22 protein-coding genes and 1 riboswitch are annotated in these 21,791 nt (G+C 53.8%); of the genes, 13 read left to right on the top strand and 9 right to left on the bottom strand.

Annotated elements, in window-relative coordinates; translation table 11 throughout:
• Nucleotides 1-77: 77 nt before the first annotated feature.
• The 4 genes from CSE01S_RS10510 to htpX all read left to right on the top strand — a co-directional run bounded on the left by CSE01S_RS10510 (nt 78) and on the right by htpX (nt 4,501).
• Nucleotides 78-575, top strand: a complete 498-nt coding sequence (locus tag CSE01S_RS10510; protein WP_042287822.1) for a free L-methionine (R)-S-oxide reductase MsrC — start codon at nt 78-80, stop codon at nt 573-575.
• 97 nt (nt 576-672) lie between these two features.
• Nucleotides 673-1,359 (top strand): RNA chaperone ProQ, encoded by a 687-nt coding sequence (gene proQ / locus CSE01S_RS10505; RefSeq protein WP_042287819.1) that lies wholly within the window; start codon nt 673-675, stop codon nt 1,357-1,359.
• Nucleotides 1,360-1,378: 19 nt separating this feature from the next.
• On the top strand, nt 1,379-3,427 hold the full coding sequence (gene prc / locus CSE01S_RS10500) for a carboxy terminal-processing peptidase (RefSeq protein ID WP_042287817.1): 2,049 nt from the start codon (nt 1,379-1,381) through the stop codon (nt 3,425-3,427).
• Nucleotides 3,428-3,619: 192 nt separating this feature from the next.
• Nucleotides 3,620-4,501: a protease HtpX gene (gene htpX / locus CSE01S_RS10495; RefSeq protein WP_042287815.1), complete on the top strand. Its 882-nt coding sequence runs from the start codon at nt 3,620-3,622 to the stop codon at nt 4,499-4,501.
• 77 nt (nt 4,502-4,578) lie between these two features.
• Here htpX and CSE01S_RS10490 read toward each other — a convergent pair whose 3' ends face one another.
• On the bottom strand, nt 4,579-5,952 hold the full coding sequence (locus CSE01S_RS10490) for an MFS transporter (protein ID WP_042287812.1): 1,374 nt from the start codon (nt 5,950-5,952) through the stop codon (nt 4,579-4,581).
• Between the two features lie 176 nt (nt 5,953-6,128).
• On the opposite strand from CSE01S_RS10490, the gene kdgR reads away from it, so the two are divergent.
• A complete protein-coding gene (gene kdgR / locus CSE01S_RS10485; protein ID WP_042287810.1) occupies nt 6,129-6,920 on the top strand; it encodes a DNA-binding transcriptional regulator KdgR in 792 nt (263 codons plus the stop codon).
• A gap of 111 nt (nt 6,921-7,031) precedes the next feature.
• On the opposite strand, the gene CSE01S_RS10480 is transcribed toward kdgR, so the two are convergent.
• The gene (locus CSE01S_RS10480) at nt 7,032-7,271 is read right to left on the bottom strand and encodes a YobH family protein (RefSeq protein ID WP_042287807.1); all 240 of its coding nucleotides are present in this window, start codon (nt 7,269-7,271) and stop codon (nt 7,032-7,034) included.
• 158 nt (nt 7,272-7,429) lie between these two features.
• Here CSE01S_RS10480 and mgrB point away from each other — a divergent pair, with 158 nt between their 5' ends.
• From mgrB to rlmA, 6 genes are all read left to right on the top strand, one after another.
• Complete coding sequence (mgrB, locus tag CSE01S_RS10475) at nt 7,430-7,573, top strand: PhoP/PhoQ regulatory lipoprotein MgrB (RefSeq protein ID WP_042287804.1); 144 nt, start codon at nt 7,430-7,432, stop codon at nt 7,571-7,573.
• Nucleotides 7,574-7,647: 74 nt separating this feature from the next.
• The gene (locus tag CSE01S_RS10470; protein WP_042287801.1) at nt 7,648-7,935 is read left to right on the top strand and encodes a YebO family protein; all 288 of its coding nucleotides are present in this window, start codon (nt 7,648-7,650) and stop codon (nt 7,933-7,935) included.
• 666 nt (nt 7,936-8,601) lie between these two features.
• Entirely contained in the window at nt 8,602-8,718 is a 117-nt protein-coding gene (locus CSE01S_RS10465; RefSeq protein ID WP_042287799.1) for a DUF2627 domain-containing protein, read from the top strand.
• 39 nt (nt 8,719-8,757) lie between these two features.
• Entirely contained in the window at nt 8,758-8,967 is a 210-nt protein-coding gene (gene cspE / locus CSE01S_RS10460) for a transcription antiterminator/RNA stability regulator CspE (protein WP_001062678.1), read from the top strand.
• Between the two features lie 219 nt (nt 8,968-9,186).
• Nucleotides 9,187-10,932 carry a peptidoglycan glycosyltransferase FtsI gene (ftsI, locus tag CSE01S_RS10455; RefSeq protein ID WP_042288196.1) on the top strand — a complete coding sequence of 582 codons (1,746 nt, stop codon included), beginning with the start codon at nt 9,187-9,189 and terminating at the stop codon, nt 10,930-10,932.
• A gap of 63 nt (nt 10,933-10,995) precedes the next feature.
• Nucleotides 10,996-11,805 carry a 23S rRNA (guanine(745)-N(1))-methyltransferase gene (rlmA, locus tag CSE01S_RS10450; RefSeq protein ID WP_042287796.1) on the top strand — a complete coding sequence of 270 codons (810 nt, stop codon included), beginning with the start codon at nt 10,996-10,998 and terminating at the stop codon, nt 11,803-11,805.
• Here rlmA and mntP read toward each other — a convergent pair.
• The 5 genes from mntP to manX form a co-directional block, all read right to left on the bottom strand.
• The gene (gene mntP / locus CSE01S_RS10445) at nt 11,802-12,368 is read right to left on the bottom strand and encodes a manganese efflux pump MntP (protein WP_042287794.1); all 567 of its coding nucleotides are present in this window, start codon (nt 12,366-12,368) and stop codon (nt 11,802-11,804) included. The genes rlmA and mntP overlap by 4 nt on opposite strands.
• 113 nt (nt 12,369-12,481) lie before the next feature.
• A riboswitch (yybP-ykoY riboswitch) is annotated at nt 12,482-12,584 on the bottom strand.
• 195 nt (nt 12,585-12,779) lie between these two features.
• Nucleotides 12,780-13,238, bottom strand: a complete 459-nt coding sequence (locus CSE01S_RS10440) for a DUF986 family protein (RefSeq protein ID WP_042287791.1) — start codon at nt 13,236-13,238, stop codon at nt 12,780-12,782.
• A gap of 57 nt (nt 13,239-13,295) precedes the next feature.
• A complete protein-coding gene (locus tag CSE01S_RS10435) occupies nt 13,296-14,147 on the bottom strand; it encodes a PTS mannose transporter subunit IID (protein WP_024132703.1) in 852 nt (283 codons plus the stop codon).
• A gap of 12 nt (nt 14,148-14,159) precedes the next feature.
• A complete protein-coding gene (locus tag CSE01S_RS10430) occupies nt 14,160-14,960 on the bottom strand; it encodes a PTS mannose/fructose/sorbose transporter subunit IIC (protein WP_042287787.1) in 801 nt (266 codons plus the stop codon).
• Nucleotides 14,961-15,017: 57 nt separating this feature from the next.
• Nucleotides 15,018-15,986, bottom strand: a complete 969-nt coding sequence (manX, locus tag CSE01S_RS10425; RefSeq protein WP_042287785.1) for a PTS mannose transporter subunit IIAB — start codon at nt 15,984-15,986, stop codon at nt 15,018-15,020.
• A gap of 149 nt (nt 15,987-16,135) precedes the next feature.
• Between manX and CSE01S_RS23615 the strand changes: the two genes are divergently transcribed.
• Both CSE01S_RS23615 and yoaE read left to right on the top strand, forming a co-directional pair.
• A complete protein-coding gene (locus tag CSE01S_RS23615) occupies nt 16,136-16,441 on the top strand; it encodes a protein YoaL (protein ID WP_373322609.1) in 306 nt (101 codons plus the stop codon).
• Complete coding sequence (gene yoaE, locus CSE01S_RS10415) at nt 16,429-17,988, top strand: CNNM family cation transport protein YoaE (RefSeq protein ID WP_042287780.1); 1,560 nt, start codon at nt 16,429-16,431, stop codon at nt 17,986-17,988. Before CSE01S_RS23615 ends, yoaE begins: the two co-directional genes overlap by 13 nt.
• 6 nt (nt 17,989-17,994) lie before the next feature.
• Here yoaE and pdeD read toward each other — a convergent pair whose 3' ends face one another.
• Nucleotides 17,995-19,593 carry a cyclic di-3',5'-guanosine monophosphate phosphodiesterase PdeD gene (gene pdeD / locus CSE01S_RS10410; RefSeq protein WP_042287777.1) on the bottom strand — a complete coding sequence of 533 codons (1,599 nt, stop codon included), beginning with the start codon at nt 19,591-19,593 and terminating at the stop codon, nt 17,995-17,997.
• A 149-nt stretch (nt 19,594-19,742) separates the two neighbouring features.
• The gene (gene sdaA, locus CSE01S_RS10405) at nt 19,743-21,107 is read right to left on the bottom strand and encodes an L-serine ammonia-lyase (RefSeq protein WP_042287775.1); all 1,365 of its coding nucleotides are present in this window, start codon (nt 21,105-21,107) and stop codon (nt 19,743-19,745) included.
• Nucleotides 21,108-21,791: the final 684 nt, after the last annotated feature.

The following is a 21,791-nucleotide window of genomic DNA, read 5'->3' as shown; positions in this document are numbered from 1 at the left end:
TGATCTTGAGCAATAACGCATTTAATGCTTATTTTAATAGTCCGGCAGTAAGCGTAAGACAACCAAGTGATTAAATAATGAACAAGACCGAGCTGTATGCGGATCTGAACCGCGATTTTCAGGCATTGATGGCAGGGGAGACCAGTTTTTTGGCAACGCTGGCGAATACCAGCGCGCTGCTGTACGAACGTCTGGCGGACGTGAACTGGGCGGGTTTTTACCTGCTGGAAAACGACACGTTGGTGCTGGGCCCGTTTCAGGGCAAAATCGCCTGCGTGCGGATCCCGGTGGGGCGCGGCGTATGCGGTACCGCCATCGCGCAAAATCAGGTTCAGCGTATTGAAGACGTTCACGCGTTTGATGGACACATAGCCTGCGATGCCGCGAGCAATGCGGAAATCGTGCTGCCGGTTACGGTAAACGCGCAGCAAATCGGCGTGCTGGATATCGACAGTACGGTGTTCGGGCGTTTCACTGAAGAGGACGAAGCCGGACTTCGTGAGCTGGTAGAACAGCTCCAGACCGTGCTTGCAACGTCGGATTACAAAAAATTCTTTGCGAGCGTCGCAGGATAATCAACGGATAACGTAGCAATTACTGATGGCGTCATTATAATGACGCCTGTTCATGCCTGCGGCTTGTTGGCTACGTCCGTTGTAATCAGGAAATTTCATGGAAAATCAACCTAAGTTGAATAGCAGTAAAGAAGTTATCGCGTTTTTGGCCGAGCGTTTTCCGCAGTGCTTTAGTGCGGAAGGCGAAGCGCGCCCGCTGAAAATTGGTATTTTTCAGGATCTGGTGGAGCGTATTGAGGGTGAAATGAACCTCAGCAAAACGCAACTTCGTTCCGCTTTACGTCTTTATACTTCCAGCTGGCGTTACCTGTACGGCGTGAAGCCGGGTGCGACGCGTGTTGATCTCGACGGCAACCCGTGCGGTGAGCTGGATGAGCAGCATGTTGAACACGCGCGTAAGCAGCTTGAAGAAGCGAAAGCACGCGTTCAGGCGCAGCGTGCGGAACAGCAAGCGAAAAAACGCGAAGCTGCCGCTGCCGCAGGGGAAACCACCGACGCGCCACGCCGCGAGCGCAAGCCGCGTCCAGCTCCGCGCCGTAAAGACGCGACCGAACGTAAACCGCGTGGAGAAAAACCGGCTGCAAAAGCGCCGCGCGCCCCTCGTGAAGAGAAGCTGACTCCGGTTTCGGATATTTCCGTCCTGAGCGTAGGCCAGTCTCTGAAGGTGAAAGCGGGTAACGATGCGATGGATGCCACGGTATTAGAAATCACCAAAGATGGTGTCCGTGTACAGCTGAATTCGGGTATGTCTTTGATTGTACGCGCAGAACACCTGGTGTTCTGAAACGGAGGCCAGGCCTGGCATGAACAGAATTTTTAGGCTTACCGCGTTAGCTGGCCTGCTTGCACTAGCAGGCCAGACCTTCGCTGTAGACGACATTACGCGTGCCGATCAAATTCCCGTCCTTAAGGAAGAAACGCAACATGCGACCGTCAGTGAGCGCGTTACGTCGCGCTTCACGCGTTCGCATTATCGTCAGTTCGATCTTGACGAAGCTTTTTCCGCCAAAATTTTCGACCGTTATTTAAATCTTCTCGACTATAGCCATAACGTACTGCTGGCTGGCGACGTAGAACAGTACGCGAAGAAGAAAGGCCAAATAGGTGACGAGTTGCGTTCGGGAAAGCTTGACGTTTTCTACGATCTCTACAATCTGGCGCAAAAGCGCCGCTTCGAACGGTATCAGTACGCGTTAACGGTGCTGGAACGTCCGATGGATTTTACCGGCAACGATAATTTCAACCTGGACCGCAGCAAAGCGCCCTGGCCGAAAAATGAGGCTGAGCTGAATGTGCTGTGGGACAGCAAAGTGAAATTTGATGAGCTTAGCCTCAAGCTGACCGGCAAAACCGACAAAGAAATTCGCGAAACGCTGACGCGCCGCTATAAATCAGCGATTCGCCGTTTGACTCAGACCAACAGTGAAGACGTTTTTTCCCTGGCGATGACGGCATTCGCCCGCGAAATCGACCCCCATACCAACTACCTCTCGCCGCGCAACACCGAGCAGTTTAATACTGAAATGAGCCTGTCTCTGGAAGGCATTGGCGCGGTGTTGCAGATGGATGACGACTATACGGTTATTAACTCCATGGTCGCGGGCGGTCCGGCGGCGAAAAGTAAAGCGATTAGCGTTGGCGATCGCATTGTCGGCGTAGGACAGACCGGCAAGAGCATGGTGGACGTGATTGGCTGGCGTCTTGATGACGTGGTTGCGCTTATCAAAGGTCCAAAGGGCAGTAAGGTTCGCCTGGAAATTTTGCCTGCCGGTAAGGGGACAAAAACCCGCATTGTGACGCTGACCCGTGAACGTATTCGTCTTGAAGATCGCGCGGTTAAAATGACCGTTAAAACCGTCGGCAAAGAGAAGGTCGGCGTGTTGGACATTCCGGGCTTCTACGTCGGTCTGACTGACGATGTGAAAGTCCAGTTGCAGAAGCTGGAAAAACAGAACGTCAGCAGCGTCATTATCGATCTGCGTACCAACGGCGGCGGGGCATTGACCGAGGCTGTTTCGCTCTCTGGTCTGTTTATCCCTTCAGGTCCGGTGGTCCAGGTGCGCGACAATAACGGTAAAGTCCGTGAAGACAGCGACACCGATGGCGTTGTGTACTATAAAGGGCCGCTGGTGGTAATGGTCGATCGCTTTAGCGCATCGGCGTCGGAAATCTTCGCCGCGGCGATGCAGGACTACGGTCGTGCGTTAATCGTTGGCGAACCGACCTTCGGCAAAGGTACCGTTCAGCAATATCGTTCCCTGAACCGTATTTACGATCAAATGCTGCGCCCGGAATGGCCCGCGCTGGGCTCGGTGCAGTATACGATCCAGAAATTCTACCGCGTGAACGGCGGCAGTACCCAGCGCAAAGGGGTAACGCCGGATATCATCATGCCGACAGGTAATGAAGAGACGGAAACCGGTGAGAAATTCGAAGATAACGCACTGCCGTGGGATAGCATTGATGCGGCAACTTATGTGAAGTCAGACGATCTCAAACCGTTCGGACCCGCGTTGCTGAAAGCGCACAATGCCCGTATCGCCAGCGATCCTGAGTTCCAGTACATCATGAAGGACATTGCCCGTTTCAATGCTATGAAGGATAAACGCAATATCGTTTCTCTCAATTATGCTCAGCGTGAAAAAGAGAATAATGAAGATGATGCGTTGCGTCTGGCGCGGATCAACGATCGGTTTACGCGTGAAGGCAAACCGGTGTTGAAGAAACTGGACGATCTGCCGAAAGATTACCAGGAGCCGGATCCGTATCTTGATGAAACCGTGAAAATCGCGCTGGATCTGGCGCGCCTCGAAAAAGAGAAGCCCGCAGAACAGCCCGCTTCCGCCAAATAACCCCACACAGGCACAAGAAATTGTGCCTGTTTTTTTAACACTCGCAGCAGGACGTCAGCCAACGGCAACAAAATGTAAAGTTGTGTCTTTCTGGTGACTTACCGCCCGCTGATGCTTGAAAATAACCATACGACCCATACGATGTGGGTAATCGCATAGTGCGTTTTGTTAAGTTGAGGTTAAAAGAAAATTATGATGCGAATCGCGCTCTTCCTGTTAACGAACCTGGCCGTCATGGTTGTGTTCGGTCTGGTGTTAAGTCTGACAGGAATTCAGTCGAGCAGCGTACAGGGCCTGATGATCATGGCGCTGCTGTTCGGTTTTGGTGGTTCCTTCATCTCTCTGCTGATGTCCAAATGGATGGCGTTGCGTTCCGTGGGCGGAGAAGTGATTGAGCAACCGCGCAATGAAAGAGAACGCTGGCTGTTAAACACCGTCGAAACGCAGGCGCGTCAGGCGGGTATCGCTATGCCGCAGGTGGCTATTTACCATGCGCCGGATATTAACGCCTTTGCGACCGGTGCGCGCCGTGACGCGTCGCTGGTGGCGGTCAGTACTGGCCTGCTGCAAAACATGAGTCCGGACGAAGCCGAAGCGGTCATTGCGCACGAAATTAGCCATATCGCCAATGGTGACATGGTGACAATGACCCTGATTCAGGGGGTCGTGAACACCTTTGTTATCTTTATTTCGCGTATTCTGGCGCAGATCGCCGCAGGTTTTCTTGGCGGCAACCGCGACGAGGGTGAGGGTAGCAACGGCAACCCGATGATTTACTTCGTGGTGGCGATGGTTCTGGAGCTGGTCTTCGGTATTCTGGCAAGCATTATCACCATGTGGTTCTCCCGTCACCGTGAATTCCATGCCGACGCGGGCTCTGCGAAGCTGGTCGGGCGTGAAAAAATGATTGCCGCATTACAACGTCTGAAAACCAGCTATGAACCGCAGGAAGCATCCAGCATGATGGCGTTTTGCATTAACGGTAAGGGCAAGTCCCTGAGCGAACTGTTTATGACGCACCCGCCGCTGGATAAACGTATCGAAGCGCTGCGCAGTGGCGCATACCTGAAGTAAGACATGATGTCCGGTGGCGCTGACGCTTCCCGGACATCATGGTTGAATCTGAATGCGCGTCTTTTGACGCGCATTTTTTACGCCTGCGAACGAGGTTGAGTGATGCGTAACCCACTCACCACGGCCGCCACCGACGCCAGAATACCGGCTGCCAGCAGGGAAACGTGCGTGCCGTTATCACCGAAATGGTTGAGCATAAGGGCAACCAATGCCGCGCCCGTACTTTGTCCCAGCAGACGTGCTGTTCCCAGCATACCGCTCGCGCCGCCGCTGCGTTCGCGCGGGGCTGACGTGATAATGGTGTGATTGTTTGGCGACTGGAACAGTCCAAAACCCGCCCCGCATAAAATCATCGGCCAGATGATATTAAAGTCGGACGGCGCAGAAGGCAGCAACACCAGCGCGAACAGGCCGCATGCCATCACCACCATGCCCATCGCGCCAAGTAATCCGGCGTGAACACGCTCGATCAGATACCCCGCCAGCGGGGCCATCACCATTGTGGCCAGCGGCCAGGGGGTCAACAGCAAGCCGGTTTCCACTTCACTACGTCCCAGAACCGTTTGCAGATAAAAAGGCAGGGAGACCATTGCCAGCATTTGAGCGCAGAAAGAGCAGATGGATGTGCCAATCGACAGGGAAAAAAGCGGAATACGCAGCAGATCGACCGGCAACAGCGGCACAGGAAGGGCCAACTGTCGGCGGATAAATAAGTAACCTACTATCATCAGCGCCACCAGCTCCGCGGTAATTAACGTCAGCGATTGTCCTTGCGCAAAACCACTGAGGGCCGTGATTAACAGACCAAACGTCAAGGCATTCATGATCGCGCTCGGGAGATCGAAGCGTGGTTTATTCTCCCGCGGCGCGTTGGGCGGCAGATAGCGGATTGCCAGCAGCAGGGCGATAATGCCCAGCGGGACATTAATTAAAAACAGCCACTTCCATGATGAGATGGAGAGGATGGCGGCGGCAATGGTGGGGCCAGCGGCAGACGAGACGGCGACAATAAACGAGTTAATCCCCATTCCGCGTCCCAGATGGCGCTGAGGGTAGATCAGACGGATGAGCGCCGTATTGACGCTCATTAACGCCGCGCCACCGAAACCCTGCGCCACACGCGCCACGGTGAGCATCTGTAATGAGTCGGAAAGCGCGCAGAAAAGCGAAGCCAGCAGAAAGACCACCAGTCCGCATTTGTAAATACGGCGATAGCCAAACATATCGCCAAGAAAAGACAGTGACAGTAACGAAACGACAATCGCGATTTGGTAAGCGTTAACCACCCAGATAGAGCTGGCGGCAGAAGCCTGGAGATCGGTGGCGATGGTGGGCAACGCCACATTAGCGATCGCGCCATCAAGCACGGCCATTGAGATCCCGATGACGATGGTGAAAATAGCACCGTAGCGCTGCGGAAGCGGCAGACCGTCGGCCTGTGATTTATTCATATGGTTGATAGTTTTTGCGAGGAGTATGATCAGGGTAGCGATTTTAGCACTGATATTCAGGCCTTATGTCGCAGATTTGTAACGAAGTAAGCAAAGATGGATTGCGGCCGCCTGGCGCTGAAATTATAATAAAAACTCGTTCTGATTTTTATAAAACACTCGTAATGAGGTGATAAATGGCTAACGCAGATCTGGATAAACAGCCCGATTCTGTATCTTCCGTGCTAAAGGTTTTTGGCATTTTGCAGGCGCTGGGAGAAGAGCGTGAAATAGGGATTACCGAGCTGTCTCAGCGCGTCATGATGTCAAAGAGCACCGTTTATCGCTTTTTGCAGACCATGAAAACCCTGGGCTATGTGGCGCAGGAAGGCGAATCAGAGAAGTATTCTCTGACGCTCAAACTGTTTGAACTGGGCGCGCGTGCGTTGCAAAACGTCGATCTTATCCGCAGCGCCGATATCCAGATGCGAGAACTTTCCCGTCTGACCAAAGAGACGGTGCACCTGGGGGCGCTGGATGAAGACAGCATCGTTTACATCCATAAAATCGACTCCATGTACAACCTGCGCATGTACTCCCGAATTGGCCGCCGTAACCCGCTGTACAGTACCGCGATTGGTAAAGTCCTGCTGGCCTGGCGCGACCGTGAGGAAGTGAAGCAAATTCTTGACGGCGTTGAGTATAAACGCAGCACCGAACGTACCATCACCACCACGGAAGCGTTGCTGCCGCTGCTGGATAAGGTGCGCGAGCAGGGCTACGGCGAAGACAATGAAGAACAGGAAGAAGGATTGCGCTGCATCGGGGTGCCGGTATTCGACCGTTTTGGCGTAGTGATCGCCGGTCTCAGCATTTCTTTCCCGACCCTACGTTTCTCTGAAGAACGCTTGCACGAATATGTTGAAATGCTGCATACCGCCGCACGTAAAATCTCTGAACAAATGGGCTATAACGACTATCCGTTTTGACAATCTACGGATTGAGATGACGCGTTAACACAACGCGAGACGTGACAAGAAATACAGGGGCAAATCGTTCCTGTATTTCTTATTTGCTTCCTCTCCCGCTTCGGCAGAAGATCAATTATTATCCACCACCACTGCGCTTTTGCGTAGCAGCGGGCAGTTCGTTAAACCAATAATGCCGCTATCAGAATGAATATATTGCGCAGTCGCCGTGCCACGGGCCGTTAAGTATTTACACTGCAGGCCCAATCCGGCTGCATTCTCCTGGCTGCCGATCAGCACACCATACCCACTCAGTAACAGGCCAATCCAGACCAGCGCAAGCAAAACAATAGCGCGAACAATCAAACGCATTATGACCTCTTTTCTTTTGTTGGTGAGACTGAGCTTAACGGCTACAACTATTGAAACAAGTGAATGATTCCTAAAAGATGCTATTGTCGCTACAGTTAGCCCCGGTTTAAGTAGCGCATGGTAATTTAGCGCCATAAGGTGTTGAAGCGGAGAGTGGAGTGAAAAAGTTTCGATGGGTCATTCTGGTTGTTGTTGTACTCGTGTGCCTGCTGCTGTGGGCTCAGGTGTTCAACCTCATGTGCGATCAGGATGTTCAATTCTTCAATGGAATTTGCGCCATCAATAAATTTATCCCCTGGTGATGCCATTTTCGCATCCGTTGATTTCCTTCCTCTGGCGCGGTGGTAGAATAGCGCGTCTATTGTGAGGTGGTGAAATGAACGAAGTTGTAAATTCTGGCGTGCTCAATTTTGCGTCATTGATTGTATCGGTGGGGGTTCTGGTTGTCGGTCTGGTGCTGTGGTTCTTCGTTAACCGCGCCAGCTCTCGAACGAACGAGCAGATAGAACTGCTTGAAGCGTTACTGGAACAACAGAAGCGGCAAAATGCATTGCTGCGCCGCCTCTGTGAAGCCAACGAACCGGAGAAAACCACGGAAGCGCCAAAAGCAGTGAACGACGCAAAAGAGGATGATGGCATCATCCGTCTTGTTGCAGAGCGTTAATCCAGCGTTAATCCAGCGGTAAGAACGGGAGTGACGTTGCCTGCCATCGCGTCACTCCTGCATGTCGCTTTTGCAGGCGCACTTTATTTGTGCATTCCCCACCGCTTCGTTATATCCCTTTTTCCTCGTTCTATTAAACTGTTATCGTGCGCTGTCTCGGTATTATATTTTCTTAACCGGGAATAACGTGTTGGTTTTCGTTATGTGATAACGATCGGTTTTATTTTTATCGAAACGTTTCTCTCCCTTTTTTTGTGCATTGTCATCATTCTTTCATTAAATTAGTGCATAAGAAGAGAAGAAAACCCGGCAGGGTAAAATGTTTTGGAATTTATGCAACCCGACATTTTTGCGTTGAAACAATTTATGCATAACAAAGCAGAATTTGTGAAAACGCCGTAAACCAACAAAATGATCGGGGATAAGCTGGCGGTTCTGAAACTCCTGGTCTATGGTTAACAAGTCCTTGTAGCGCAACCGATCCGGCGAAGGTGCTGGAACGCCGCGGGAATATAACGATACGCGTGTTGACGCATAACTGTGCAGATACACCTTATCATCTCGTGAGATTTGTGCGACGGATCGAGACACGTTTAAAAATGGCTTGCCATAATTAACGTTGTATGTGATAACACGTTTTGGGTTAAACGAGGTACAGTTCTGTTTATGTGTGGCATTTTCAGTAAAGAAGTCCTGAGTAAACACGTTGTCGTTGAATACCGCTTCTCTGCCGAACCTTATATTAGTGCCTCATGCAGTAATGTCTCAGTTTCATCTAGGTAATGCCTGCGGGCAAAGAAAACACTCTAAGGAATTTTGCAAATGGCAAAGATTAAAGGTCAAGTTAAGTGGTTCAACGAGTCTAAAGGTTTTGGCTTTATTACTCCGGCAGACGGCAGCAAAGATGTGTTTGTACACTTCTCCGCTATCCAGGGTAATGGCTTCAAAACTCTGGCTGAAGGCCAGAACGTTGAGTTCGAAATTCAGGACGGCCAGAAAGGCCCGGCTGCTGTTAACGTAACCGCTATCTGATCGATACCACTGATTTGAAGCGCTCGCGCGCATCACACTCAGATTTAAAGCCTCGCGAATGCGGGGCTTTTTAATTCATAATCCTTCAAAATATTTCAAAACCCTCATCCGTTAGTGGTTTGTTGCAAAGCCGCGACATTATTAGCATTGTTCCCCCCGCTTTCCTGCCGGATTTCTCGTTAAATCAATCACCTGAAAAGAATGAAAGCCGGAGTACAGGTGAAAAAGAAAAATGAAGGGGCGGCGAGAAACTTCACGCCAGCGCGCTTCGCGCTCCTCTGTCTCGCCATATTGCTCAGTCTTGGGCTGCTGCTGGGGCGGGTGGCATGGCTACAAATTGTGACGCCCGACACGCTGGTAAAACAAGAAGATATGCGTTCGTTACGCCATGTGACCACGGCTTCGCCGCGCGGGATGATAACCGACCGGGAAGGTCGTCCGCTGGCGGTCAGCGTTCCGGTCAACGCCGTCTGGGTAGATCCGAAAATGCTGATCGGCAAGGGTGGGGTAGGATATAACGAACGCTGGCAGGCGCTGGCAAAAACGCTGCATCTTTCGCTGAGTACGCTGGCGGCCCGGGTCAATCGCGATCCGTCCAGCCGCTTTCTTTATCTCGCCCGTCAGGTCTCGCCGCAGCAGGCGCAGTGGATCGATAAGCTTAATCTGCCAGGGATCAATTTGCGCGAAGAATCCCGACGTTTTTATCCCGCAGGTCACGTCGCGGCGAATCTCATCGGCTTTACCAATATCGACGGCCAGGGCATCGAAGGCGTGGAGAAAAGTTTTAACGCGCAGCTGATGGGCAAACCGGGGTCGCGCCTGGTGCGAAAAGATAAGTTTGGTCATGTGATTGAGAACATTACTGAAGTCAGTCCAGTCCCGGCGCACAATTTGCAGCTCAGTATCGATGAGCGGTTGCAAACCATAACGGAAGACGCGCTGGATAACGCCGTCACCTGGAACAAAGCGGAGTCGGGGGCCGCTATTTTAGTGAGCATTGCCACCGGCGAGGTGCTGGCGATGGCGAACTACCCGGACTTTAACCCGAACAATCGTGACGGCGCGGTGCTGGATGATTTCCGAAATCGTGCCATCAGCGACACCTTTGAGCCGGGGTCGACGGTGAAGCCGCTGGTCATTATGACGGCGTTGCAGCAGGGCATAGTGCAGCCGGACAGTGTCATTGATACCCATCCGTTTACCCTCGATGGACATCGCATACGCGACGTAGGATTTTACCCGGAGCTTACGCTGACCGGTATTTTACAGAAGTCGAGTGATACCGGCGTGTCGCATTTGTCATTGGCGATGCCGGTTCAGAGGCTGATCGATACCTATAAAAACTTTGGCTTTGGGCAACCGACAGGGCTGGGACTTACCGGCGAAAGTCGCGGGCTGATGCCGCAGCGCCGCTACTGGAGCGATCTCGATCGGGCGACGTTTGCCTTTGGCTACGGGCTGATGGTCACACCGTTACAACTGGCGCACGTTTACGCCACGATTGGCAGTTTCGGTATCTACCGACCACTCTCTATTACCCGCATAGACCCGCCGGTGATGGGGAAACGGGTAATGCCTCAAGCGCTGGTTAAGCAGGTAGAACATATGATGGAAAGCGTCGCCTTGCCGGGAGGCGGCGGGACGAAGGCCGCCGTGCGGGATTACCGGGTGGCGGTGAAAACCGGTACCGCCAAGAAGATTGGCGCTGACGGGAAATATGTTGATAAATATGTGGCCTATACCGCCGGTGTCGCGCCAGCAAGCGCGCCGAAATTTGCGCTGGTGGTGGTGATCAACGATCCGCAAAACGGTTCGTATTATGGCGGTGCGGTGTCCGCGCCCGTTTTCAGCCAGATAATGGGGGATGTGCTGCGTCTGGAAAATGTAAAACCGGACGGCATGCCTGCCGATTCCAGTCATCTGCTGGTAATGCATGGCGCGCAGGCGCCTGAGACCACGTGGTGACATATTCTCCCGGGGCGCAAATCGCGCTACACTTGCGCCCTTTAGCAGCCTGCCGGAGTTACTATGTCGTTTTCCTGCCCCCTATGTCACCTGCCGCTTAAACAGGTGAAGAACAGCTATCTCTGTCCACAGCGTCATCAGTTTGACGTGGCGAAAGAGGGGTATGTGAATCTGCTGCCGGTACAACACAAACGTTCACGCGATCCGGGTGACAGTGCCGAAATGATGCAGGCGCGACGCGCTTTTCTGGACGCGGGGCATTACCAACCGCTGCGTGACGCCGTGGTGGCGCAACTCTGTGGGCGTCTGGACGTTCCGGCCCCGTCGATTCTGGATATCGGCTGCGGGGAGGGGTACTACACCCATGCCTTTGCTGACGCTCTCCCTGCGGCTACCCTTTATGGACTGGACGTCGCGAAGGTGGCCATTAAAGCCGCCGCAAAACGCTATCCGCAGGTCACGTTTTGTGTGGCATCCAGCCATCGCCTGCCGTTTGCCGACGCCAGCCTGAACGCCATTGTCAGGATTTACGCACCGTGTAAGGCCGCCGAACTGGCGCGGGTGGTTAAACCCGGCGGATGGGTGATCACCGCCACGCCAGGGCCGCGTCATTTAATGGAGCTGAAAGGGCTGATCTATGATGACGTGCGCCTTCATGCGCCGCATGCGGAACAGCTGGAAGGATTCACTTTAGTCGAGTCGGTTTCTCTCGCTTACCCCATGTCCCTGAGTGGGCAGGCAGCGGTGGCGTTGTTGCAGATGACGCCATTCGCCTGGCGGGCGAAAGCGGAAGTGTGGACGGCGCTGGCCGACAGAGAGACCTTTGATTGCCAGACGGACTTTAGTCTGCACATCTGGCAACGCGCGGCTTAACCGTGAAAGTGCGTCCAGAGGATCTGGACGCCAATGCCAATCAGGACCAACCCGCCAAGTATTTCGGCCCGTTTACCGAGCAGGGGACCGATAAAACGGCCGACCATCATACCCGTCGTTGACATGATCAGGGTCGCGCAGCCGATAGCCAGCGCGGTGGCAATGATATTGACCTGCAGGAACGCCAGACCTACGCCAACGGCCATCGCGTCGAGGCTGGTGGCGATGGCGGTGGTCACCAGCAACCAGAAACCATGACGGCGCAGGGGTTCTTCATCCTCGTCGTTACCGCCGCGAATGCCTTCAATCATCATCCTGCTGCCAAGAAAAACCAGCAGGATAAAGGCGATCCAGTGGTTCCACTCCAGCACGAACTTACTTGCCAGCATCCCCAGCCCCCAGCCGATCAGCGGCGTCAGGGTTTCGACCGCGCCGAAAATCAGTCCCGTGCGCAGGGCTTCAGAAAATTTAGGTTTGTGCAGCGTGGCGCCTTTACCAATGGATGCGGCAAATGCATCCATTGACATGCCGAAAGCGAGAATAATTGTGGCGGTGATATTCATGACAGCGTCCTGACCGGGGTTTCCATAAAACACACCACTGCCCCCAGTAAACATGCATGCCGGAACAACGTTCTGTGGCCTGCACAGCAGTTGATGCGCCTATGGTCTCGCCTGACTCAACTGATGATGAGTCCGTACGCGCCACGTTTTGCAACGAGTATGTTGACACGTACATTTCCGGAGTCTGGAAATCGGCTACTCCCCAATGACGGCGCAACCTTAACATATTTTGAGAATATAAAACAACTGCGGGGAAATATTATTTGACTTCTAATTGCAAACGATTTTCATTTGACTTTAATTTTTGAAAAAACGTTAAAATAAATAACATTTCCGAAGCGGATATATAGCCTGAGCTATGTTTTGATTACCAGAAACACAGTAAAACATTGCCCAGGCTATAACTGTAACTCACTGAGAGGAAACAAGAAGTTTATATATTTTTTCGAGGTCATCGATATTCCGAACGCGAATGAGTAAACGCCGTTGCTCTAATTGCATCACCAGAACGCCATCTTCCGATAAATTCATCTCTTTAATCCGGTTATATTCTATCCACACATTGGCGAAGAAAAAGCCTTGCTGCTTGAAGATGATTCTGGGCGCGCGGATCCAGAAAATATAAAAGCCCATCAACGCCAGCGCGCATAATAACCAGGTGGTCAGAATTGCCCCATGGCTGGTGACGTTGTTGTAGATCAGAATGGCGAGTAAACCGATGAAAATAACGCTGTCCACGCGTCCCCGACGCAGCAGGGGGATAGCAAGCAGAGTGGGGCCGTTGCGGCGGGGCATGATGAACTGATCGTAAATCGCGTATGCCAGTAACGCGGCGATAAAGAAAACCAGCACCAGGTCCGTGATCGACATCTGTCCTCCAGAGAAAATAAAAACGGGGCCGTTTGGCCCCAGTAGTGTACAACAGTCTTACTGGCCCAGCAGGCCGACGGCGTAACCTGCGATACCGATGACGAAGAAGCCAACGATAATCCACAGCGGGTTAACTTTCTTACGCAGCAGCCACATACAGGCGAAGGTCAGCAGCAGCGGCACCAGGCCCGGCATCAACTGGTCGAGGATGGTCTGAACAGTGGTGACGCGGGTCTGTCCGTCCTGACCGGTGATCGTGGAAACCACCAGTGGAATATTGACGTGCGTCCACTTGTTCACCAACGCCCCCATGACAAACAGGCCGAGGATTGACGCCCCCTCAGTCAGTTTTTGCAGGAAGCCGCCGCCCATATCCTTAACGATATCGACGCCTTTACGGTAACCGTAGGCCACGCCGTAGTAGCGGGTCGCCAGGCGCACCAGGTTAAACAGAATGAAGAACAGCAACGGACCAAGCAGGCTACCGCTCATCGCGATCCCGGCGCCTAATGCCGCGAATACCGGACGTACGGTACCCCAGAAAATCGGGTCGCCGACGCCCGCCAGCGGTCCCATCAGACCGACTTTGATACCGTTGATCGCGCCATCGTCAATCTCTGCGCCGTTGGCGCGCTGTTCTTCCATCGCCAGCGTGACGCCGAGAACCGGTGCGGCAACGTACGGATGGGTATTAAAGAATTCCAGGTGACGTTTGATGGCCTGCTTACGCGCATCGTTGTTCTCCGGATACAGACGGCGAATGGCCGGTACCATGGAGAAGCAGAAACCCAGCGCCTGCATACGTTCGAAGTTCCATGAACCCTGAAACAGGTTAGAACGGATGAACACGCCACGAATGTCACTCTGAGTGAGTTTTTTCTCGGTGGTAGTTTTAGTCATATCAACCATTTCGTTCACCTGTTAGTCCAGTTCGTTATCGAGATCGTTGTTACCCGCGGCCTGTACTGGCGCACCTGCGACACGGTTATATTTCGGGCTCAACTGAATGTAGAGGATGGCCATGACCGCGCCAATCACACCCAGAGCAACCAGGTTGAAGTTAGTAAACGCCGCAGTGACGAAGCCGAGGTAGAAGAACGGCATCAAATAGCCTGCGCGCATCATATTGATGACCATCGCGTAACCGACGACCACAATCATACCGCCGGCGATGTTCAGACCGCCTGTCACCACTTCCGGAATCGCGTTCAGCATGCCCTGAACTTCGCTGGTGCCTACGGAGATCGCCACGATCACCGCCGGGATAGCGATACGCATCGCCTGCAGGAACAGAGAGGAAACGTGTAGCCAGGAGAGCGCCGTCAGGTTGCCGCTTTCCGCGGCTTTATCCGCAGCGTGCTGGAATGCGACAGTGATGGTACGAACGATAATGGTCAGCACCTGGCCTGCCGCGGCCAGCGGGATCGCCAGCGCAATACCGGCGCCAATGCTTTGATGACCCGCGATAACCAGAACGGTCGAGATAATAGAGGCCAGTGCGGCATCCGGTGCGACCGCAGCACCGATGTTCATCCAGCCCAGCGCGATCATTTCCAGGGTACCACCGATGATAATACCGGTTTTCATATCCCCGAGAACGGCGCCAATGAGCGTACAGGCCACCAGTGGGCGGTGGAACTGAAATTCATCAAGTACCGACTCCATACCCGCGATACATGCGACGATGAACACCAGCACAATCTGAAGAGTGGTAATCTCCATTGTACTTCTCCTATTGCTATACAGACATATGTGTGAAAGCTAATTAAATGCCGGTGGTTACTTGCCCACTTTGGCGATCAAATCCATCATTTTCAGTTTTGGATCGGTGGAAACTTTCCGCGCTTCAAGTTCAATCCCGCGCGCGTTGAGTTTATTGAAGGCTTCGATATCTTTCGCATCGACGGAGATTGCGTTGTTCACCTGGGTTTTACCCTGACGGAAAGCCATACCGCCAATGTTGACAGAGGTGATCTTCACGCCGCCTTCCACAATACGTTCGACGTCGGTCGGGTTAGTGAACAGCAGCATCACACGCTCGCCGGCATATTTCGGGTTGTTGTAAACGCGAATCATCTTGGCGACGTCAACCACATGGGCCGTCACGCCGGGCGGAGCGACCTGGGTTAACAGTGTTTTACGCACGGTATCCGCAGCCACTTCGTCGCTGACGACGATAATGCGGGTCACGTTCGTTTCTTTAGTCCAGCGGGTCGCCACCTGACCGTGGATTAAACGGTCATCAATGCGCGCAAGGCCAATCACCATATAATCATTCGGTCCCATCGGCTTCGCGGGGGCCGCCGCTTTAGGCGCAGCGGCGACAGGCGCAGGCGCCGCCGTTTCAACCGGTTTCGCTTTCAGCGCTTTCACGCCTTCGCGACCGGTTTCGACAGCAAGCTGCACCAGCTCGTCAAAGCTCGGGTTGTCGTCTCGCGCCATAAAGGTTTCAACCAGCATAGGAATATTGACGCCAGCGATCACTTCGTAATGCTCTTTGTCGACGACAATGCGGCTGGCAGCGTTAAACGGACTGCCACCCCACGTATCGACGAGAAACAGCACGCCGTTGCTGGTGTCGAGTTTTGCTAGCTGAGCGTTGTACTTTTCGATCAGTGTCTCAGCGTTTTCACCAGGAACGAAATCGATCCAGCCGACGTTTTCCTGCTCACCTAACAACATCTCTGCTGTTTTGAGTAACTGCTCTGCAGCCCAACCATGTGTGCCTATCACAATAGCAATGGTCACTTGCTACCTCCTTTATTATCGTTAACACATCATTCAGTAAGATGTATTTGAATCGTCGTCCGCAATCGAATCGATTCAGATAAGGGTTACAATGAAAAAGCAATGAGTTTCGTGAATTATTTTAGATATCGAAAAAAATATTTTATGTGATGAAGATCCGTAATTTAGCTTTCGCCGATGAGAAATTTCGTAGAGTAAAATATCCCCGTTACATTTCATTGCAAAGGAAGGTAAATCTTTGCCAAAAATGCATTCTCTCTGTTATGTTTAACGTCCGTTTAACTTATCAGGAGTATAGGGCACCAGCCCGCTATATGGATCGTCACCGACGTCATTTCACTTTCAGGCCGCAACGCGCCTGCCAGTCTGGCATTTCGTGTCACACTTTTCGTCTGCATATTGCCGTATCGCCTGTTAACCATTCCTTAAGCAGGAGCTTGTCATGGAATTCTTAATGGACCCTTCAATTTGGGCGGGTTTGCTCACGCTCGTCGTTCTTGAAATTGTTCTGGGTATCGATAACCTGGTCTTTATTGCAATTCTTGCGGATAAGCTGCCGCCAAAGCAGCGTGACAAAGCGCGCCTTATCGGTTTATCGCTCGCGCTGATTATGCGCCTGGCGCTACTGTCCATCATTTCCTGGATGGTGACCCTGACCAAACCGCTGTTCTCCGTTATGGATTTCACCTTCTCTGGCCGCGACCTGATTATGCTGCTGGGGGGGATATTCCTGCTGTTCAAGGCGACAACAGAACTGCATGAACGGCTGGAAAACCGTGAGCACGATTCAGGGCATGGAAAAGGCTACGCCAGTTTCTGGGTGGTGGTCACGCAGATCGTTATTCTTGACGCCGTGTTCTCACTTGATGCGGTGATTACCGCGGTCGGTATGGTGAACCATCTGCCGGTGATGATGGCGGCCGTGGTGATCGCCATGGCGGTAATGCTGCTGGCGTCGAAGCCGCTGACCCGTTTCGTCAACCAGCACCCAACGGTGGTGGTGCTCTGTCTCAGCTTCCTGCTGATGATCGGTCTGAGCCTCGTGGCGGAAGGTTTTGGTTTCCATATACCGAAAGGGTATCTGTACGCGGCGATTGGTTTCTCGATCATCATTGAGGTGTTTAATCAGATTGCGCGTCGCAACTTCATTCGCCATCAGTCAACGCTACCGCTGCGCGCCCGTACCGCCGACGCCATCCTGCGTTTGATGGGCGGTAAACGCCAGGCTGCCGTGGCCCATGAGCCGGACAGCCAGACAGCGGTGCCCATTCCGGAAGGCGCATTTGCGGAAGAAGAACGCTATATGATTAACGGCGTCCTGACCCTGGCCCAGCGCTCGCTGCGCGGTATCATGACGCCGCGCGGGGAAATCAGTTGGGTGGACGCGAACCTGAGCGTGAATGAAATTCGCGAGCAACTGCTTTCTTCGCCGCATAGCCTGTTCCCGGTGTGCCGTGGCGAACTGGATGAGATCATTGGTATCGTGCGGGCGAAAGAATTGTTGGTGGCGCTGGAAGAGGGCGTTGACGTGGCGGCGATCGCCTCGGCTTCGCCTGCGATAGTGGTCCCGGAAACGCTGGATCCTATCAACCTGCTCGGCGTACTGCGCCGCGCCCGCGGCAGTTTTGTGATCGTCACCAACGAGTTTGGCGTCGTACAGGGGCTGGTGACGCCGCTGGACGTGCTGGAAGCTATCGCCGGAGAGTTCCCGGATGCTGACGAAACGCCGGAAATCACCGCTGACGGTAACGGCTGGTTAGTGAAAGGCGGCACCGATCTCCACGCGTTGCAACAGGCGCTGGCGGTGGATAATTTGGTTAATGAGGATGAAGATATCGCGACGGTGGCCGGTCTGGTGATTGCTGCGAAGGGACACATCCCCCATGTTGGAGAGGTGGTTGAGGTCGCCCCGCTCAGCATTACCATTGTCGACGCTAACGACTATCGCGTGGATCTGGTGCGAATTGTTAAAGAGCAACCTGCGCACGACGAAGAGGAGTAATCGCCTCTAGCGCAGCGGTATCACGGGTGTCATGCGTCCGTTATGCCTGGCGGGAGGCGGCAGGCTTCCCGCCAGCCACTGCGGAAAATCACGCAGCGGCATGGGTTTCGCATAAAGATAGCCTTGCAGCAAATGCACGCCATGACGGCGCAAATACTGCGCCTGTTCCTGCGTTTCCACTCCTTCCGCGACCAGTTCAATGTTCAGTCGTTGCCCGAGGGCGATAATAATGTCGGTCACCGTCGAGTTAACGGCGTCGGTGCCAATGGCATGGGTGAACGACTTATCAATTTTCAGCACGTCCGGGCGCAGCTTTTCCAGCCATGACAGCGAGCTATTACCGGTGCCGAAATCATCGATCGCCAGTTTGATATGCTGGCGCTGCATTTCGCGAACGGTACGATAGTCCACATCCCGCAGGGCATCGCGTTCCGTCAGTTCAATAACCAGTTGCTGCACAGGCTGTGCGCTGAACCAGTACTGGTCCAGATCCCTCAGTAACTCACCCTTATGAAAGTGGCTGGCGGCAACGTTGATGCCGATATGAAACTGGTGGCTCATCGGGAAAAAATGCCGTTGCCGAATGGTTTCCGCTATCACATACCGGGTCAACGGCGCGATGAGATGATGTTCTTCCGCGATTGGAATAAACACGTCCGGTGAGATCCAGCCCTGACGGGGGTTATTCCAGCGCAGCAAGATTTCCACCCCTGTACACTGCTGCGTGTGCGCGTCCAGTAGCGGCTGGCAGAACAGTTCAAACTCCCGCTGGGCGATGGCGAGGTTAATTTCCCAGGAGAAACTCACCCGGTTGGCGGTGACCAGCCACATGAGATACCCCACCAGCAGGCTTAGCAGGAGGGCCAGCGGCAACTGGGTCGGTAACGTCCTCAACGCCAGCGCCTCTGCACCCGGGCCGGTGACGCTGATGGTAAAGGGAAAGTGCTGCGAGTGACGTTGATAGCGCTCATCTCCATCGAGAGGAGGCAGAGTAGCGACGACACCCTTACCGTAAAGGAGATGGCGGTTGCCGACCGTCAGACTGGCGTGGGTAATTTGCGGTTTTCGCGGCTCCAGCAATAAAGAGATGAGCAGGTCGATGTTTATCACCTCCAGCAGACCGTCTTTGCCATCGGGCGAAGCGGGATACCACTGGATCAGAATAGGGGTGCCAGCAATAAGTACCGCGTCTGTGGAAAGCAACAGCCTGGCATCCGCAACTGGGAGATCGGGCTGAAGCTGGCGGATCGGAACATCGCGCAGGCCAAGCACGCTGGAGCAATACAGCACGCCGTTTCGCACCAGCGCGATAGCCCGTACCGTTTGCAGCCGGGCGACCTCTTTACGTAAAGGCAGGTGCGCCGAGGCGCAGGGAAGCCCAATTAAAGGCAGCAGATTGTCGCGTCCGTTTTGCAGGGGACGGAGGATCTCATCCAGTGAGGCCACCGCGCGGGAGGCAAAGGTGGCGGTGCGCTGCTGATTTAAATTCCGCTCCGAAATAAATCGAACGCTCAGCGTTAGAATGAGTGTCGCCAGCGCACAAAGCGTGCAAAGAATAAAACGTCTGCGGCGATATTTTTTTATGATCCGTTGTGCTGTCTGCATGCAGGCCACCCGAAAACCGTCGGCCACAAAAGCCAACCGTAACAGAGCAAGTGTAGTGGGGAAAATGCGGGCCGACGAGAGAGGGCAAAAAATTTCGCCCATCCGTGGCAGATGGGCGAAAGGAAAATTATGCGTGTGAGTGGGCGGGCTTAGTCACACTGCACTTTGATCGCCAGACCGCCGCGAGAGGTTTCCCGGTATTTCGCGTTCATGTCTTTACCGGTTTCGTACATCGTTTCGATGACTTTATCCAGCGAGACGCGGGGCGCGCTGGTACGGCGCATGGCCATCCGCGCAGCGTTGATCGCTTTGACCGAGGCAATGGCGTTCCGCTCGATGCACGGAACCTGAACCTGACCGGCAACCGGATCGCAGGTCAGCCCCAGGTTATGCTCCATGCCGATTTCCGCGGCAACGCATACCTGCTCCGGACTGGCGCCCAGCAGTTCTGCCAGGCCTGCGGCAGCCATTGAACACGCCACGCCGACTTCACCCTGACAGCCCACTTCCGCGCCGGAAATGGAGGCGTTCATTTTATACAGCGCGCCGATCGCCCCGGCCGCCAGGAAGTAGCGGGTATAGATATCCGGGCTGACGGACTCAATAAAGTGATCGTAATAGGCCAGCACAGCAGGCACGATCCCGCACGCCCCGTTTGTCGGCGCGGTAACCACGCGCCCACCGGCAGCGTTTTCTTCGTTGACCGCGAGAGCAAACATGTTCACCCAGTCAATCACGTTCATCGGATCGCTGGACAGCTTGTCGCTGGAAACCAGCATCCGGCGCAGCGCGGAAGCACGGCGCGGTACGCGTAACGGCCCCGGCAGCACGCCTTCGGTGTTCATCCCGCGATCGATACAGGCCTGCATGGTTTGCCAGACGTGACCAAAATAGTCTTCGATCTCTTTCTTGCTGTGCAGCGCCAGTTCGTTTTGCATGGCCAGCCCTGAAAGCGACAGACCGGTGCTGTTGCAAAAGCCCAGCAGTTCGGTAGCCGATTTGAACGGATACGGCACACTGACTTCACCGGCGGCGTCCTGACCGAAATGTTCTTCATCGACGATAAATCCCCCGCCGATAGAATAATACGTTTTGCTGTAGACAACGTTATCCCCGCTGTAGGCGTGGATCTGCATGCCGTTTTCATGCAGCGGCAGGTTGCCATTGTGAAAACGCATCCCGTCATTTTGCGGGAAGTCGACTTCATGCTGGCCCTGCGCCAGCAGCAGGCGACCGCGATTTTCAACATCGCGAATGAAACCCGGAATGCTGTCAATATCTACGGTGGCAGGTTCGTTGCCTGCCAGGCCCATAATAATGGCGATATCGGTGTGGTGACCTTTACCCGTGAGCGACAGTGAACCATACACGTCGACGGCAACACGGGTAACGCTATCCAGTAATCCTTTTTCGACCAGGTCATCGACGAACTGTTTACCCGCCTTCATAGGCCCTACAGTATGGGAAGATGAGGGACCAATCCCCACCTTAAACATGTCGAATAGACTAATCACGATAATACTCCTGACAGGGTGACTGGAAACTTCCAGAAACGATGTAATAACTGCGCATAGTGTAAGAGGGAACGTCGGCATCAGCTTAACTATTCACATGAATTAAACTAATGAGTAACCGCGTTTTTACTAATGTTGTGACGGGAGTTTCAGGTTGTGTTGTTTGCGCGTAAAGATAAGTATAGCTTGCGGGACTTGAGGGGGGTAATTTCCCTGCCGGTGTAACAGATACCCTTTTCAGATTACAGGATATCTCTCCATGTAACCCCGCAGAAAGGTTCCGTTCGCCCCATGTTCTGTGCCTCTCAGGGCGCCTGACCTCCGCAGCGGCGTGCAGGCGCTCAGCCCATCACAGCGAAACTCATCCTCCTGAAAAGCAGAGCGTGGCAGCGATGATCCGGTCCGGCGTGAAAATCGATGAGCCGTTGACGGCTGACCGGGGCCGCCCGCAGGGAAGCGGGCGGAGGGGGCGGCCTGCGGGGAGGCAGGCTCGCCCCCGACCCGACAGGCAGACGGCAAAAGGCGAATGCACCACGCAGTGGCGATTTTCCCTCCTGGAGCCTGGGTTGCAAGGGAGGCGGCGATGAGCCTCCCTTGCGCGTTCACGGGTGCTGAAAGTTCAGAGAAGCACTGCCCGTATGGGGAACGCAACCTGTTGCCGGTGTGACAGATACCCTGTTCAGC

This window comes from Citrobacter sedlakii NBRC 105722 (assembly GCF_000759835.1).
GTDB classification, from domain to species: Bacteria; Pseudomonadota; Gammaproteobacteria; order Enterobacterales; family Enterobacteriaceae; genus Citrobacter_A; species Citrobacter_A sedlakii.
The sequence above is the reverse complement of the archived record's forward strand: the minus strand, read 5'-3'. Positions and strand labels throughout refer to the sequence as shown.